The following is a 15,221-nucleotide window of genomic DNA, read 5'->3' as shown; positions in this document are numbered from 1 at the left end:
CATGGACGGCACGCCCTCGCATAGAGCACAAAGCGCGGCGGTGCTGTTGCCGGCATTGGGGCTCTTTCTTCTGTTCCCGCCGTTCATCACCCTGTTCACGGGGCCACTGCGCCCTTTCGGTATTCCATTGATCGTGGTGTATATCTTTGGCGTGTGGCTCGCCATTGTGCTGGTGACGGTCTTGCTGGTGCGCCGTCTGGAACCACCCACCGCGCCGGCTGCACCAGACGAGGACGCCACAGACCAAGCCTGATGCTTTCCGCGAACCTTCCCCTCGTTGTTGCGCTTGTCTATGTCACCTTTCTTTTCGGTGTGGCATTCATCAGCGACCGGCGCGCGCGGCGGGGCCAGCTGGGGTGGCTGCGTTCGCCGGTTACCTACACGCTCTCGATTTCGATTTACTGCACCTCCTGGACGTTTTACGGCGCTGTCGGGTCCGCCGCGCGCAACGGTCTCGAATACCTGACGATTTACCTGGGGCCGACGCTGGTTTTTGCAGGGTGGTGGTTCTTCCTGCGCAAGCTGGTGCGCATCGGGCAGATTCACCGGATCACCTCGATCGCGGACATGATCTCCTCGCGCTACGGCAAAAGTCCCGCCATCGCCGCGCTCGTGACGCTGATTGCAGCGGCGGCCACCACGCCTTACATCGCGCTTCAACTCAAGGCCCTGACCACCAGCTTCCAGATATTCAGCCGCACCGGCCCGGACGCGCTGAGCGGCATTCCGATCGGTCAGCCCAACTTCCAGCTCGCGTTCTGGATCGCGGCGGGCATGGCGGCCTTCACCATCCTGTTTGGGACGCGCAACATTGATGCCAACGAACGCCATCACGGCGTGGTGGCCGCGATCGCCGTGGAAGCCGTCGTGAAGCTGGTGGCGTTGCTGGGCGTTGGCCTGTTTGTGGTGTTCGGCATTGCAGACGGGCCGCGTGAAATTTTTGACCGCATGCCGCAAGACCTGCTGCGCACCAGCGAGGTCTTCGGGCCGCGCTGGATCACGCTGATTTTTCTGGCCGGTGCGGCAGTCATCTGCCTGCCGCGGCAGTTCCAGATGACCGTGGTGGAGATCGGCGACGAGCGCCATCTGCAGACGGCTGCCTGGCTGTTCCCCCTGTATCTCATGCTGATCAGCCTGTTCGTGATACCCATCACCATCGCGGGGCTCAGCTACCTGCCCCAGGGCGCAAACCCCGACATGTTCGTGTTGACACTGCCGATGTGGGCCGGCCAGGGCAATGTCGCGCTGCTGGCTTTTCTCGGCGGCTTTTCGTCGGCCACCTCGATGGTGATCGTGGGGTGTATTGCACTTTCGACCATGATCTCCAACCACATTGTGCTGCCCATTGCGATGCGTTTGCCGTGGGTTTCGCTCAACGCCAGCGGGGACGTGCGGCGGTTTTTGCTTGTCACGCGGCGCACCAGTATCTGTATTGTTCTGCTTCTCGCCTTTCTTTATTTTCGCCTGTCCGGCCGGCTGGACGCGCTTGCGTCCATCGGGCTGGTCGCCTTTGCAGGCGCGGCGCAATTGCTGCCTTGTCTGGTGGGCGGGCTGTTCTGGCGCCGGGCGACGGGCCGCGGCGCTCTGGCCGGGCTGATTGCCGGCGCCGCCTTCTGGGCGTATACGCTGTTGTTGCCCGGCTTCCGGGGTGACCTGTTCCTGAGCACCGCCGATATCAACTTCGGCCTGTGGGGTTCGTCCTTGCTCCGCCCGCATGCCCTGTTCGGCCTGGAGGGCCTTGATCCGCTGGTGCATTCGGTTTTCTGGAGCATGTCCGCCAACATCCTGACATTTGTTTTTGTGTCGCTTTTCAGCGAACCCAAACCGCTGGAGCACCTGCAGGGTGCCTTGTTCGTCGATGTCTTTCATCACCGGGCGGCAGACACCTCCCGTATCGTCAGCCGCTCGGCCTCGGCCCATGATCTCAATGTGCTGGCCCAGCGGGTGATCGGGGCGGAGGAGGCGCAGCGCCTGTTCGCCGACGGCAACCGCCTGGCACAGCGGGACCCGCACGACCTGATCGCCGGTGACGCCCTGATCACCGAGCTGGAGCGCAAGCTGGCCGGCAGCGTGGGCGCAGCGAGTGCGCGTGCCATGGTGTCCCAGGTTGTGACCGGTGAGACCATCAGCCTTTCGGAATTGCTGAAGATTGCCGATGAAACACAGCGCATTCGCGACTACAGCCACCGCCTGGAGGAGCAGTCCCAACAACTGGCTGCGAGCGCGGAAGAACTGCGGTCCGCCAACCATCGGCTGACGCTGCTCGACGGGCAGAAAGACGACTTTCTGAGCAAGGTCAGTCATGAGGTTCGCACCCCCATGACTTCGATCCGCTCATTCTCCGAAATCCTGCTGGACACGCCCGACATCCCCGCGCAGGACGCCAGGCGCTACATGAACATCATCCACGCGGAGAGCATCCGCCTGACCCGCTTGCTGGACGGCATTCTTGATCTCAGCGCGCTGGAAGGCGGCGAGGATCACTGGTCGCTGGATATCGTCGATCCCCAGGTCGCTCTGGATAATGCCATGCGGGTGTGTGAGGGGCTGGCCGCCGCGGCGGGCGTGGCGCTGGTGTACGACAACCTGGCCGGTGGGGCGCTGGTGCGTGCCGACAATGACAGGCTTGGCCAGGTGTTCATCAACCTGATCGCCAACGCGATCAAGTACAACACCAACCCCCAGCCGCAGGTACGTATTTCAGCCTGCATCACTGACGGGTGTTACCAGGTGCTGGTCCAGGACAATGGCCCCGGCATCCACCCCGACGAGCGCGAGCGTATTTTCAGCAAATTTTCACGCGGCTGGCTGCATGCCCATTCAGCCGCGCACGGCGCCGGCCTTGGCCTGGCAATCAGTTGGCAGATCATGCGCCGCCTGAACGGCACACTGGTACTGGTGGACGACATGCATCCCGGAGCCTGCTTTCGTGTGCGGCTGGGTCTCTGCGCTTTGTGATGTGGCAGCGGCGCAGCCCTGCGCGATGTGAGTACTGAGCTTGATATCAATTCGATAGCAAACTGCTCATAGGGGGTAAGGGCTGGAGGCCCTGGAGCAGGCTAGTTGACCGCAAGCAGCGCCGCCGCCACTTCGGCAAAACCGGCCCCGCGTTCACCCTGGGTGATGTAGCGCGGTTTGTGGCTCAGCTCGGCTTCAAAGCGGCGGATGTTGGCCACGCCCACCGAGTGCGCGAAGGCCTCGAACATGAGCTGGTCGTTGGTCGAGTCGCCGACATACACCCAGTTCGCCATTTCCGCGTCAAGGTTGCGCCCGAACAGCTCGCGCACGATCCAGCGCGCGCCTTCGAGCTTGTTGTGCGCGCCGAACCAGCCGTTGATGTGGATGGAACTGACCGTCGCGTTCATGCCTTCGCTTTGCATGATCTGCACCGCCTGCGCGATCGCGGCCGGCGGAAGGTGCACAAACTCGCTGTGGTCGATCGCGATGTCGGTTTCGCGCCCCGGACTGTCCTGCGAGATCACCGCGCCGGGCACCTCGCGCGTCACGCGGGCCGCCACCTGCAACATGCGGGCATAGTTGATGAGCCGTGTTTCTTCGTCCTGCTGGTATCTTTTTGATAGCTGCTCGCGCCCTCCAGACGAGGGCTGCACCCTGATTTGACTTGAAAGCAGCGCCACCGCACCGTTTTCCGCAACGATGGCATCCACCGGCCAGGCGAGTGCAAAAGGTTCGCTCCAGCCCACCGGGCGGCCGGTGATGGGAATCACATGCAGGCCGGCAGCCTTCAGGTCCGCCAGCGCCCGCAGCGCATCGGGCGTGATCGCGCCTTCGGTGGTCAGGGTGTCGTCGATGTCGGTGAAAACGCCGGTGATGGCGCGGCGCTCGGCGGCCGGCCAGTTGCTCAGTTCTTGCATGGTGAAATTTTCGCACGGACCATAGCCCCCACGCTCCCCACTGCGTGTGGTCGCTGCCCCCGGGGGGGGCGCTGCGCCTTGCGGCCGGCAAAGCCGGACCGCGGCCCCTGCTTGCGAAGAGATGCCTTCGCGGTGGCCATTTACCCGCTCGTCCTGAGCTTGGGGAGAGGTGGCCCCCAGTTGGCAAGCGGCCCACGGCTTGTTTCGGTATAATTCAGGCTTCCTGAGGAGCGTTGCAACCCACGGCATGTGGTCTAGGCTCAGGATATTCATCTGCAACCACGCTCACCCGCATGTGCTTTCAAGCCGGGTGAGTTGACCAACCCACCCTCGACCTGACGCCTTGTGGCCGTGGCTATTTTGCCCAGTTGGACTCTTGATTTTGGAGATACCCCATGAACGCCGTATTGAAACCCGCCCAGACCGCTCCTGACTACGTGATTGCCGACATTTCGCTTGCCGCCTGGGGCCGCAAGGAACTGAAAATTGCCGAGACCGAAATGCCCGGCCTGATGGCGATTCGCGAGGAATTCGCGAAAGCCCAGCCGCTCAAGGGCGCGCGCATCACCGGTTCGCTGCACATGACCATCCAGACCGGCGTGCTGATCGAAACCCTGCAGGCCCTGGGCGCTGACGTGCGCTGGGCTTCCTGCAACATCTTCTCCACGCAGGACCATGCCGCTGCCGCGATTGCCGCCGCCGGCACACCGGTGTTCGCCATCAAGGGCGAAACCCTGGCCGACTACTGGGACTACACCCACCGCATCTTCGAATTCAGCGGCGCCAAAGGCACGCCTGAAGAAGGCCCGAACATGATCCTGGACGACGGCGGCGACGCCACGTTGCTGATGCACCTGGGCACCAAGGCCGAGAAAGACGCCAGCCTGATCTCCAAGCCCACCAGCGAAGAGGAAATCTGCCTGTTCAACGCGATCAAGGCCAAGCTCGCGATCGACCCGACCTGGTACAGCCGTCGCCTGCCCCACATCATCGGCGTGACGGAAGAAACCACCACCGGCGTGCTGCGGTTGAACGAGATGTCGGCCAAGGGCACGCTGGCCCTGCGCGCCATCAACGTCAATGATTCGGTGACCAAGTCCAAGTTCGACAACCTCTATGGCTGCCGCGAATCCCTGGTTGACGCGATCAAGCGTGCCACCGACGTGATGATTGCCGGCAAGGTCGCCTGCGTGGCCGGTTACGGCGACGTGGGCAAGGGCTCCGCCCAGGCCCTGCGCGCGCTGTCCGCGCAAGTCTGGGTCACCGAGATCGACCCGATCAACGCCCTGCAGGCCGCGATGGAAGGCTACAAGGTCGTGACCATGGAATACGCTGCCGACAAGGCCGACATCTTCGTGTCCGCCACCGGCAACAAGAACGTGATCACCTACGAACACATGGCGGCCATGAAGGACCAGGCCATCGTCTGCAACATCGGCCACTTCGACAACGAGATCGACGTCGCTGCGCTGGAAAAATGCACCTGGGAAGAGATCAAGCCGCAGGTCGACCACGTGATCTTCCCGGACGGCAAACGCATCATCCTGCTGGCCAAGGGCCGCCTGGTGAACCTCGGCTGCGGCACCGGCCACCCGAGCTTTGTGATGTCGTCCAGCTTTGCCAACCAGACCATTGCGCAAATCGAACTGTTCACCAAACAGGCCGACTACGAAGTGGGCAAGGTCTATGTGCTGCCGAAACACCTCGACGAAAAAGTCGCCCGTCTGCACCTGAAGAAAGTCGGCGCGATGCTGACCGAACTGAGCGACGAGCAGGCGGCCTACATCGGCGTGTCCAAGGCCGGCCCGTACAAGGCCAACACCTACCGCTACTGATTGGGCTACTGCGCGCCCGTGATCCTGTGTTGCGGGGCCCGTCTGCGAATCCTCACGTACCTGAAGTACGTTCCGGTTCGCAGCCACCCGCGCCTTGGCTGACGGGCGCTCGCTGCGCCCCTGAAGTTTCCAGGATTTAAAACCATGCGCGCTGACCTCTTTCTCGTTGACAACGGCTTTGCCGCCACCCGGTCCCAGGCCCAGCGCCTGATCGCTTCGGGCGTTCTGTGGCGCGCCGAGGAAAGCGCGCCCTGGAAAAAGGTCGCCAAAAACGGTGACGAGATTCCGGAGGGTGCCGAGCTGCAGATTCCCGACACCACCGAATCCAAATACATCTCGCGTGGCGGGCTCAAGCTCGAGGGGGCGCTCAAGAGCACCGGCCTCAGCGTGGCCGGCCTGCGTTGCCTGGACGTCGGACAATCCACCGGCGGTTTCACCGACTGCCTGTTGCAGCACGGTGCCGTGCAAGTGGTGGGTGTGGACGTGGGCCATGGCCAGTTGCACCCCAGCCTGCGCGAGGACGCCCGTGTGGTGTGTATTGAAGGTCTCAACGCCCGTTCCATGACTGCTATTGATTTGGTAGCTGGTTCCGTCCATGCGACGGGCGCTGAGGGCGAATTTGACGATGAAAACTTCGACGATGAAGAGAGGGAGCCCGTTGAGGCCAACTTTGACTTCCTGACCGGCGACCTGTCTTTCATCTCCCTCACGCTGGTGCTGCCGGCCGTGGTGCGCCTGCTGAAAGCCGGCGGCCATCTGCTGATGCTGGTCAAACCCCAGTTCGAACTGCAGCCCGGCCAGATCGGCAAGGGCGGCATTGTGCGCGACGCCGAGCATTTTGAATTTGTCGAAAAGCGTCTGCGTGATGCCTGCGCTGCGCTGGGTCTGGACGTGAAGGCCTGGCTGGCCTCGCCGATCGAAGGCGGGGACGGCAACCGTGAGTTCTTCATTCACGCTGTCAAGGGCCACAACAACATCGGTGAAGACCAGCCGCTGCCGGCGCCGCCCCCGCGCAAGGCCGTCAAACGCACACCGCGCGCCGAACTGCGCGCGCTGCATGAAGCGCATGAGGACTCGGAGGAAGCCCACGCGGGCCAGCACGGCCCGGCGCGCGGAAAACGCCGCACCAAACCCGACGAAGAATGATCAGACAGACAGACAGACAGAGACAACTGCGATGAACCTGCCCATCAGTTTTGAATTTTTTCCGCCCAAGACGCCCGAGGGTGCCGACAAGCTGCGCCTGACGCGCCAGGCGCTGTACACGCACCAGCCCGAGTTCTGCTCGGTCACCTTTGGCGCCGGTGGTTCCACCCAGGAAGGCACCTTTGGCACGGTCGGCGAAATCCTGAAGGAAGGCGTGGCGGCCGCCTGCCACTTCTCGTGTGTCGGTGCGACCAAGGCCACGGTGCGTCAGCAACTCGCCGCCCTGCAGGCCATGGGCGTCAAGCGCCTGGTGGCGCTGCGCGGCGATTTGCCCAGCGGTTACGGCATCGGTGGCGAGTTCCATTACGCCAGCGACCTGGTGGCGTTCATCCGCGACTTCACCGGCGATGCCTTTCACATCGAGGTGGCGGCCTACCCCGAGATTCACCCGCAGGCCAAGTCGGCCGATGCCGATTTGCAGGCCTTTGCAGCCAAGGTCCAGGCCGGCGCCAATTCGGCCATCACCCAGTATTTTTTCAATGCGGAGGCCTACTTCCGCTTTGTCGAGGACACCCGCCGGCTGGGTGTGGACGTACCCGTGGTGCCCGGCATCATGCCGATCACCAGCTCGACCCAGCTCATGCGGTTTTCCGATGCCTGCGGTGCCGAGATTCCGCGCTGGATCCGCCTGCGCCTGCAGGGCTTCGGCGACGACACCGCGTCCATCAAGAGCTTTGGTCTCGATGTGATCACCGCCCTGTGTGACCAGCTGCGCACCGCGGGTGTGCCGGGCATTCATTTTTATACGATGAACCAGGCCGCGGCGACCACAGAGATCATCCGCCGCTTGCAGCCGGTTTGAAGAAATCCCTGTTTTGGCCGGTCTGCTGAAGCTGCGCATCATCCGGCAGGCCACGGCCCTTGGCTTGCTGGCCCTGCTGGCGGCCTGCACGACTACAACGCCACCGTCACCCGGCCGCTCGGCGCCTGACCCTGTGCCGATAGCCACGCCGGCGCCCATGCCCGCCAGCCCCGAGGCCGTGGGCACGCCGACGGAGGATGCCCCACGACTGTCCCCAGGTCCCTCCAGCGATCTGTCGCGGCCGGCACTGCTCGACGGTGAGCCCGCGCGCGAGTTCGAGCGTGGCGCCGCGTCGTGGTACGGCCCGGGTTTTCATGGCCGGTTGACGGCCAGCGGCGAACGTTATGACATGAACGCCTTTACGGCCGCTCACCGCACCTTGCCGTTTGGCACCATGGTGCGGGTGCACAGCCTGGTCAATGGTCGCGAGGTGGATCTGCGCATCACCGATCGCGGCCCCTTCAGCCGCAACCGCATCATCGACGTGAGCCGCGCCGCCGCGGCGGAACTCGGCATGTTGGGCCTGGGCTTCAAGGAAGTGGTGTTGCTGGTTCCCGATTCCACACCGGCCGTGGCCGTCGCGCCGCCGCCACCGGTCAGAAAATCCCGGCGCAGCGCCAGACGCACGCCAGTGCCCAGGGTGCGCTGAACGCGGTCATCACGCTTGTCCGCGGACCCTATGTCGGACTTCGGCCAAAGAAAATGCCCGCCCCGCGTGCGCGGAAGCGGAGCCCCGCTGAAATAGTCGCTCAATGTTCGCCGGGAACGCGTTCATCCATCAAATCGGCCTCCAGCCCTTATGGGAAGAGCAAAAGCAGCTCCTGAAACCATAGCACCCGTGCCGCCTCATGAACCATGGCGAATGGCAAGAGCCGGGCATTTACATCTGGTTTCTCCGTTTCCTGTCGAAAAGGACTCGCCCCGATCGTCGTTCAGATGAAATGCCTGAAAAGGCCCTTGTTCAATCCACCTCAAAGGAAAACTGCATGACCGCCTCAAACAAGAACCCTCCCATGATGCCCGCTTCCGACCGCGAACTGGTCTTGACCCGCCTGATCGCCGCGCCGCGTGAAAAACTGTTCCAGGCCTGGACCCGGCCCGAGCTGGTGGTGCAATGGTTTGCGCCCCGGCCCTGGAGCATCTCGCGCGCCGAGATGGATGTGCGGCCCGGTGGCTCCAGCCTGGTCGTGATGCGCAGCCCCGAAGGCCAGGAGTTCCCCAGCCGCGGCATCTACCTTGACGTGGTGGAGAACGAGCGCCTCGTGTTCACCGACGCCTACACCGATGCCTGGACGCCATCGGAGAAGCCCTTCATGACAGGGGTACTGACTTTTGAAAACGAAGGCGGAAAAACCCGCTACACCGCCCGCGTACTGCACTGGAGCGTTGCCGACCGCGAGGCGCACGAAAAAATGGGCTTCCACCAGGGCTGGGGCCAGTGTGCCGACCAGCTTGCCGAACTGGTGGGCGCGCCCAAGCCCTTGCCGTGAAAATGCCTGCTGTTGTCATGCGTCACCGGAGGAAACATGAAACTTCGCCAACTGGTTCTGCTGCCCATCGTCCTGACGGTGCTGCCCCTCGCCTTGATGGCGCAGGAAAAGGTGAGCGGGCCAAAAGAGCGTGGCAACCATTTCAACGATCCCTTTCTGCAGGTGACGTCTGCCATGCCCGGCTGCCCGGTGCCCGAAGGCCCGATGTTCACGCCGGACCAGGTGCGGGCAGAGGCGCATGTGCGCGCCCAGCATGGCAACAGCTGCTTCCGCTCGGGCCGCTGCCGGCTGCCCAACTCCTACCTCTACGACCGGGAGATCATTCCCCGCATGGTCAGCTACCTGCAGAAGGACGGGCGCTTCAACAACACCAGCGTCTGGGTGCTCGGGGAGCGGCGGCTGGTGACGCTGATGGGTTGCGTGCAGACGCAGGAACAGGCCAGAGCCATGGAGCAGTCCGCCCTGCTGGTCGATGACGTGATGGGGGTGATCAATTATTTGAGCGTGGGCATCTCGGCCAAGCCTCCATACAGCACCGCGCCCGTGGCGCCCGGGCCGGCCAGGTGAGTGCGGGCCATGAGCACCGCAAAAAACCTTGGCGCGCTGGTGCGGTGAAAAGCGTTCGATCTGTTTTTTCAGGGGCGGTGCTTCCCTGAGCCTGAGGGTTGATCAAGGGAAAGACGCTTCCCAAGGAGGGGCGCACGAGAGGGTGCTTGCCGCAAGCGTGGCCGCGCCTGTCGCGCCTGTCGCGCCGGGAGAGCCGTTGCGGTCCTGATCTGCTATGTTATTGATAGCTGCCTGCGCCCGCTGTTAAAGGGCGCAAGGCACTTTTTGCGTGAAAATTTCGCCCTGCTCATGACTTGCGCAGAGGGCTGACGGCGATGCCAATACCTGGTCGCCAGCAGAAAAATCCTTAACTTACTAGAATTTCAGTAATTTCTGAAAATTCAACAGGCCGCTTCCATGAACCTTGCTCCCCTGACCCAGCGTTTTGTCCTTCACTTCGGCGAAATGGGCAGCCGCTGGGGCATCAACCGCACCGTGGGGCAGATTTATGCCTTGCTGTATGTCTCGCCGCGCGCGCTCAATGCCGACGACATTGGCGAGGCGCTGGCGTTTTCGCGCTCCAACGTCAGCATGGGGCTCAAGGAACTGCAGTCGTGGAACCTGGTGCGGCTGCAGCACCTGCCCAATGACAGGCGCGAGTATTTCCAGGCGCCCGAAGACGTGTGGGCCATTTTCCGCACGCTGGCCGAGGAGCGGCGCAAGCGCGAGATTGACCCCACGCTGTCCATGCTGCGCGACGCGCTGATGGAGCAGCCTTCGGCCAGTGACGACATTCACGCCCAGGCGCGCATGAAGCAGATGCACGATTTGATCGAGCTCATGACCGGCTGGCTGGCCGACGTGCAGAAGATGGATTCGGCCACGCTGGTCAGCCTGATGAAGATGGGCGCCAAAGTGCAGAAGCTGCTGGAGGTCAAGGACAAGGTCACCAGCACGGTGAAGGCCGGCTTGACAGGCCGCGCCGCAGCGCCCAAGCTGGTCGCACCGCCGGCCGCTGTGACTGAAGAAAACAACCGGAGCTGATGATGGACGGACTCGACGCATTCCTGCTGGCGCGCATTCAATTTGCGGCCAACATCACCTTTCACATCCTGTTCCCGACGATCAGCATCTCGCTGGCCTGGGTGCTGCTGTTTTTCAAGCTGCGCTTCGTCAAGACCGGCCAGCAGCACTGGATGGATGCCTACCAGTTCTGGGTGAAGATTTTTGCGCTGACCTTTGCGCTGGGCGTGGTCAGCGGCATCACCATGAGTTTCCAGTTCGGCACCAACTGGCCCGGCTACATGGAAAAGGTCGGCAACATCGCCGGGCCTCTGCTCGCCTACGAAGTGCTGACGGCTTTCTTCCTGGAGGCGACCATGCTGGGCGTGATGCTGTTCGGTCGCGAACGTGTGAGCGAAACCCTGCACACCGTAGCCACGCTGCTGGTGGCCGGCGGCACCACACTCTCGGCGTTCTGGATCCTGGCGCTGAACTCCTGGATGCAGACCCCGGCCGGCTTTGAAATGATCAATGGCCAGGCGCATGTGACCAGCTGGTTCGAGGTGATCTTCAACCCCTCGTTTCCCTACCGCCTGGTGCACATGCTGCTGGCCTCCGGCCTGACGGTGGCGTTTCTGGTGGCCGGCATTTCGGCCTACCGCTGGCTGCGAAATGACCGCGGCGCCGAGGTCATGGCCAGCCTGAAAACCGGCGTCTACCTGGCCGCCTTCCTGATTCCGCTGCAGATCGTCGCCGGCGACTTCCACGGGCTGAACACGCTGGAACACCAGCCGGCCAAACTGGCGGCCATGGAAGGCATCTGGAAAACCGAAAAGGGCGTACCGGCGGTCCTGTTTGCCTTGCCCGACGAAAAGGCGAAGGAGAACCGCTACGAAATCGCCATCCCGAAACTGGCCTCGCTGTACCTGACGCATTCGCTCGATGGCGAGGTCAAGGGCCTGGACCAGTTTGAAGGCAAACACCCGCCGGTGGCGCCGGTGTTCTGGGCCTTCCGCATCATGGTGGGCATGGGGCTGTTGATGCTGGCCGTGAGCTGGGCCGCTACCTGGCAACTTGCACCGTGGAAGAAGGGGACGGAGCGCAACCTGCGGCCCTGGCATGCGAAGCTGCTGGTGGCCATGACTTTTGCCGGCTGGGTGGCGCTGATCGCCGGCTGGTACGTGACCGAAATTGGCCGCCAGCCCTGGCTGGTGACCGGTGTGTTGACGGCGGCCGACGCCGCGTCCAAAGTGCCGGCACCGCGCATTGCCCTTACCCTGTCCCTCTACCTCACGCTGTATGCGGCGCTGATCGTGGCCTACATCTCGGTGGTGTTTTATCTCGCGCGCCACAGGAAACATGCGGACAAGCCGTTTGGCACCGGCCTGGAAGACACGCCCAACCCCGTGACCTACCCACAACAGGAAGGAGCTCCCCGTGCTTGAACTTGCACCCGACCTGACGCAGGCCGCGGGCTGGATGCCCATTGTTTTCCTGGTGGTCATGGGCCTGGCGATGCTGGCCTATGTGATCCTGGACGGTTACGACCTGGGCGTAGGCGTGTTGATGCGCCGCGCCAGCGACGACGACAAGGACACCATGATTGCCAGCATCGGCCCCTTCTGGGACGCCAATGAAACCTGGCTGGTGCTGGGCGTCGGCATCTTGCTCACCGTGTTCCCGCTGGCGCACGGTGTCATTCTGGGGGCGCTGTATCTGCCGGTGGCCTTCATGCTGATCGGGCTGACCTTGCGCGGTGTGGCCTTTGACTTTCGCGTGAAGGCACGCGCCGCGCACAAGCCGCTGTGGAACCGCCTGTTCTACACCGGCTCGCTGCTGGCCAGCTGGGCCCAGGGCTACATGCTGGGCTCGCTGATCACCGGTTTTGCCGACACCTGGTGGACCCTGGTGTTCAATGCCGTGATTGGTGCGGCGTTGGTGGCCGCCTACTGCCTGCTGGGCGCCGGCTGGCTCATCATCAAGTCAGAAGGCGCGCTGCAGCTGCAGGCGGTGCGCTGGGCGCGTGCCAGCCTGCTGTTCACCATGGCCGGGGTGGCCGCCATCTCGATCGCCACGCCGCTGGTCAGCCAGCGCATTTTCGAAAAGTGGTTTTCGTTTCCGAACATCGTGCTGCTGCTGCCGATTCCGGTGGCCACGGCCGTGCTGTTTGCCGTCATCTGGCGCAGCCTGCAGCGCCTGCCGGTGCGGCTGGGCCAGGGCAACGAATACGGGGCCTGGGTACCGTTTGGTGCCACCGTCGGAATCTTTCTGCTGGCGTTTTACGGGCTGGCCTACAGCCTGTTTCCGTGGCTGGTCATCGACCGCATCACCATCTGGCAGGCGGCGACGGCGCCCGAAGCCATGGGGGTCATTCTGGTGGGTGCGTTGGTCGTGTTGCCCATGATCGTCGGCTACACGGTGTTTGCCTACCGCGTCTTCTGGGGGAAAAGCACGGCGCTGAAGTATTGATTGAACAGCGGCCGAAGCAGCGATAAAATCGCCGAACTTTGTTGCGCCGCCACCCATTCCCATGAGATTGCATAGCAAATACAACGCGACCCTGCATTCAGCCGGCGGTCTGACCGACGAGCAGCGCCAGACAGCCGAACAGAAATTTCTGGAAGTACTGGAGCACGCGCTGGGCGGCGCATCCGCCGTGCGTGGCGCGTACGTGGAATGGACGGCGGTGCGTTCGATGCGGGCCGAAAATCCTGGGGGGTGCCGATCCAGCGAAGAACTCCAGGCGATTGCCCGCTGGGAGCAGGCTGCCGAACACGCCACGCGCGCTGTTTTCCGGCAGATGCAGATCGCCGCGCAGAATGCGTTTTTCGAGCTGGAAGTCTGGAATTCACGCACGCACTGACGGCATCCCTGGGATTTCCTGTCAAGCAGGGGCCGCGGATCTGGCTCTGCCAGTCCGCAGGCGCAGCGCCCCCCTCGGGGCTGGAGCCTGCGGCTCCAAACCTGCCCGTGCAGGTTTGAACAGGCGACAGAAGCGAAGCCTCTGGCAAGCGGCGGCCTGCAAGGTGCAGAGAGCTACACGCAGTGAGCGAACGTGGGGGCCCTAGTCACCTTTCGTCATAGCTGACGGTCACGTGTTCGCTCAAGGGCCGCGCCTGGCAACTCAGCACAAAACCTTTTTGTACTTCCCAGTCTTCCAGCGTGAAGTTTTTCTCCATGGCGACCTGGCCTTCGAGCACCTTGGCGCGGCAGGTGCAGCAGACGCCGCCCTTGCAGCTGTAAGGCAGGTCCAGGCCGGCGGCCAGTGCCACGTCCAGCACGCGTTCATGCGCAAACATGCGCAGCTCGTGCGCCTTGCCGTCAAGCTGTACTGACAGACGGATGGTGCCGAGGGAGTCCTCGTTCTTCAAGCCTTTTTGACCTTCAGCCCCCGTCCCTTCTGCGCCAACAGCTCCTGATTTCATAGCGTTGGGGGGTGGTGCCGAACTGGTGAAACGTTCGGCGTGGATGCGTTCCTTCGGCACACCGGCCGCCAGCAGGGCCTGCAGGCAGCCTTCAATCATGGCTTCCGGGCCGCAGACAAAGGTTTCGTCAATGCTGGCTGGCGGGATCAGGGTGGCCAGCAGTTCGCTGACCTTGGCCGCGTCCAGCCGGCCGTTGAACAACGGAACATCCTGCGACTGGCGCGAGAGCAGGTGCACCAGGCTCAGGCGGGACGGATGACGGTCCTTGAGGTCCTGCAGTGCTTCATTGAACAGAATGCTGCCGGTGCGCTGGTTGCAGTACACCAGCGTGAAGCTGGACGCCGGCTCGCCGGCCAGCGTGCTGGCGATGATGGACAGCAGCGGCGTGATGCCCGAGCCGGCCGCCCAGCCGACGCGGTGCACCGCACCGCTCAGGCGCGGCGTGAAGCGGCCGTCCGGCGGCATCACCTCCAGGGTGTCGCCGGGTTGCAGCTGCGTGGCCCAGTTGGAAAAGACGCCGCCCTGGACCGGCTTGATGCCCACCTCGATGTCGTTTTCTGCGGCCAGGCGCTGCGTGCTGCTGCAGATGGAGTAGCTGCGGCGCACCGGCTCGCCGTCTATCGTGGCCTTGAGTGTGAGGAATTGGCCCGGCGTGAAGCCATACAGGCTTCGCAGTTCGGGCGGAATCGCAAAACTGATGGCCACAGCGCCGGCCGCTTCGGGGGTGACACGTTTGATGACGAGCGAATGGAAGTGGGGAACGGACATGGGGTGAGTCTCAGTAACAGGAACCGCCGCGTGGCGCAGGGAGCGATCGTGGGGCTTTTTCCCTTTTCAAGCAGGGGCTGCGGGTCTGGCTTTGCCAGCCCGCAGGCGCAGCGGCCCCCTCGGGGGGAAGCGCAGCACACGAAGTGACAGGCGTGGGGGCCATTCAATAACTTTTGAAGTAGTCGAAGGGTTCCAGACAGTCCAGGCACTTGTACAACGCCTTGCAGGCGGTGGCGCCGAAGTGCGAAGTCTCGGTGGTGTTGACCGAGCCG

General features: G+C 63.2%; 14 protein-coding genes, 1 pseudogene and 1 riboswitch. Of the genes and pseudogenes, 12 read left to right on the top strand and 3 right to left on the bottom strand.

The window, feature by feature from the left end; genetic code table 11:
- Position 1 precedes the first annotated feature (1 nt).
- Both PSV33_RS18350 and PSV33_RS18345 read left to right on the top strand, forming a co-directional pair.
- Complete coding sequence (locus PSV33_RS18350; protein WP_300563973.1) at positions 2 to 253, top strand: hypothetical protein; 252 nt, start codon at positions 2 to 4, stop codon at positions 251 to 253.
- Entirely contained in the window at positions 253 to 2,958 is a 2,706-nt protein-coding gene (locus PSV33_RS18345) for a sensor histidine kinase (protein ID WP_300563971.1), read from the top strand. The genes PSV33_RS18350 and PSV33_RS18345 overlap by 1 nt, the downstream gene beginning before the upstream one ends.
- 101 nt (positions 2,959 to 3,059) lie before the next feature.
- Here the strand turns inward: PSV33_RS18345 and PSV33_RS18340 are convergent, their stop codons facing one another.
- Entirely contained in the window at positions 3,060 to 3,875 is an 816-nt protein-coding gene (locus PSV33_RS18340) for an HAD-IIB family hydrolase (protein WP_300563969.1), read from the bottom strand.
- A gap of 219 nt (positions 3,876 to 4,094) precedes the next feature.
- A riboswitch (S-adenosyl-L-homocysteine riboswitch) is annotated at positions 4,095 to 4,169 on the top strand.
- A 101-nt stretch (positions 4,170 to 4,270) separates the two neighbouring features.
- Here PSV33_RS18340 and ahcY point away from each other — a divergent pair.
- The 10 genes from ahcY to PSV33_RS18290 all read left to right on the top strand — a co-directional run bounded on the left by ahcY (position 4,271) and on the right by PSV33_RS18290 (position 13,619).
- Positions 4,271 to 5,710, top strand: coding sequence for an adenosylhomocysteinase (ahcY, locus tag PSV33_RS18335; RefSeq protein ID WP_300563967.1), 1,440 nt, complete (start codon positions 4,271 to 4,273; stop codon positions 5,708 to 5,710).
- A gap of 144 nt (positions 5,711 to 5,854) precedes the next feature.
- Positions 5,855 to 6,856, top strand: coding sequence for a TlyA family RNA methyltransferase (locus tag PSV33_RS18330; protein WP_300563965.1), 1,002 nt, complete (start codon positions 5,855 to 5,857; stop codon positions 6,854 to 6,856).
- Positions 6,857 to 6,887: 31 nt separating this feature from the next.
- On the top strand, positions 6,888 to 7,718 hold the full coding sequence (gene metF / locus PSV33_RS18325) for a methylenetetrahydrofolate reductase [NAD(P)H] (protein ID WP_300563963.1): 831 nt from the start codon (positions 6,888 to 6,890) through the stop codon (positions 7,716 to 7,718).
- Between the two features lie 13 nt (positions 7,719 to 7,731).
- Positions 7,732 to 8,367, top strand: a complete 636-nt coding sequence (locus PSV33_RS18320; RefSeq protein ID WP_300563961.1) for a septal ring lytic transglycosylase RlpA family protein — start codon at positions 7,732 to 7,734, stop codon at positions 8,365 to 8,367.
- Between the two features lie 337 nt (positions 8,368 to 8,704).
- Entirely contained in the window at positions 8,705 to 9,208 is a 504-nt protein-coding gene (locus PSV33_RS18315; RefSeq protein WP_300563959.1) for an SRPBCC family protein, read from the top strand.
- Between the two features lie 36 nt (positions 9,209 to 9,244).
- The gene (locus tag PSV33_RS18310; RefSeq protein WP_366945610.1) at positions 9,245 to 9,775 is read left to right on the top strand and encodes a BON domain-containing protein; all 531 of its coding nucleotides are present in this window, start codon (positions 9,245 to 9,247) and stop codon (positions 9,773 to 9,775) included.
- A 396-nt stretch (positions 9,776 to 10,171) separates the two neighbouring features.
- Positions 10,172 to 10,798, top strand: a complete 627-nt coding sequence (locus tag PSV33_RS18305) for a GbsR/MarR family transcriptional regulator (RefSeq protein ID WP_300563957.1) — start codon at positions 10,172 to 10,174, stop codon at positions 10,796 to 10,798.
- Positions 10,798 to 12,201, top strand: coding sequence for a cytochrome ubiquinol oxidase subunit I (locus tag PSV33_RS18300; RefSeq protein WP_300563955.1), 1,404 nt, complete (start codon positions 10,798 to 10,800; stop codon positions 12,199 to 12,201). The genes PSV33_RS18305 and PSV33_RS18300 overlap by 1 nt, the downstream gene beginning before the upstream one ends.
- A complete protein-coding gene (locus PSV33_RS18295; RefSeq protein ID WP_300563953.1) occupies positions 12,194 to 13,225 on the top strand; it encodes a cytochrome d ubiquinol oxidase subunit II in 1,032 nt (343 codons plus the stop codon). The genes PSV33_RS18300 and PSV33_RS18295 overlap by 8 nt, the downstream gene beginning before the upstream one ends.
- Before the next feature lie 61 nt (positions 13,226 to 13,286).
- The gene (locus PSV33_RS18290) at positions 13,287 to 13,619 is read left to right on the top strand and encodes a hypothetical protein (RefSeq protein ID WP_300563951.1); all 333 of its coding nucleotides are present in this window, start codon (positions 13,287 to 13,289) and stop codon (positions 13,617 to 13,619) included.
- 205 nt (positions 13,620 to 13,824) lie between these two features.
- Here the strand turns inward: PSV33_RS18290 and PSV33_RS18285 are convergent, their stop codons facing one another.
- Together PSV33_RS18285 and PSV33_RS18280 are read right to left on the bottom strand one after the other, a co-directional pair.
- On the bottom strand, positions 13,825 to 14,949 hold the full coding sequence (locus PSV33_RS18285) for a 2Fe-2S iron-sulfur cluster-binding protein (protein ID WP_300563950.1): 1,125 nt from the start codon (positions 14,947 to 14,949) through the stop codon (positions 13,825 to 13,827).
- Positions 14,950 to 15,112: 163 nt separating this feature from the next.
- A pseudogene (locus tag PSV33_RS18280) lies at positions 15,113 to 15,221 on the bottom strand (phenylacetate-CoA oxygenase subunit PaaJ); the annotation flags it as partial.

Source organism: Polaromonas sp. (genome assembly GCF_029945895.1).
Lineage (GTDB): Bacteria > Pseudomonadota > Gammaproteobacteria > Burkholderiales > Burkholderiaceae_C > Polaromonas.
Note: the sequence above shows the minus strand (reverse complement) of the source record. Positions and strands in the feature narration are given on the sequence as shown.

Excerpts from the sequence above, each read along its gene's own strand:
- PSV33_RS18350 (WP_300563973.1), top strand. The coding sequence starts at position 2 with ATGGACGGCACGCCCTCGCATAGAGCACAAAGCGCGGCGGTGCTGTTG.
- PSV33_RS18345 (WP_300563971.1), top strand. The coding sequence starts at position 253 with ATGCTTTCCGCGAACCTTCCCCTCGTTGTTGCGCTTGTCTATGTCACC.
- PSV33_RS18340 (WP_300563969.1), bottom strand. The coding sequence starts at position 3,875 with ATGCAAGAACTGAGCAACTGGCCGGCCGCCGAGCGCCGCGCCATCACC.
- ahcY (WP_300563967.1), top strand. The coding sequence starts at position 4,271 with ATGAACGCCGTATTGAAACCCGCCCAGACCGCTCCTGACTACGTGATT.
- PSV33_RS18330 (WP_300563965.1), top strand. The coding sequence starts at position 5,855 with ATGCGCGCTGACCTCTTTCTCGTTGACAACGGCTTTGCCGCCACCCGG.
- metF (WP_300563963.1), top strand. The coding sequence starts at position 6,888 with ATGAACCTGCCCATCAGTTTTGAATTTTTTCCGCCCAAGACGCCCGAG.
- PSV33_RS18315 (WP_300563959.1), top strand. The coding sequence starts at position 8,705 with ATGACCGCCTCAAACAAGAACCCTCCCATGATGCCCGCTTCCGACCGC.
- PSV33_RS18310 (WP_366945610.1), top strand. The coding sequence starts at position 9,245 with ATGAAACTTCGCCAACTGGTTCTGCTGCCCATCGTCCTGACGGTGCTG.
- PSV33_RS18305 (WP_300563957.1), top strand. The coding sequence starts at position 10,172 with ATGAACCTTGCTCCCCTGACCCAGCGTTTTGTCCTTCACTTCGGCGAA.
- PSV33_RS18300 (WP_300563955.1), top strand. The coding sequence starts at position 10,798 with ATGATGGACGGACTCGACGCATTCCTGCTGGCGCGCATTCAATTTGCG.
- PSV33_RS18290 (WP_300563951.1), top strand. The coding sequence starts at position 13,287 with ATGAGATTGCATAGCAAATACAACGCGACCCTGCATTCAGCCGGCGGT.
- PSV33_RS18285 (WP_300563950.1), bottom strand. The coding sequence starts at position 14,949 with ATGTCCGTTCCCCACTTCCATTCGCTCGTCATCAAACGTGTCACCCCC.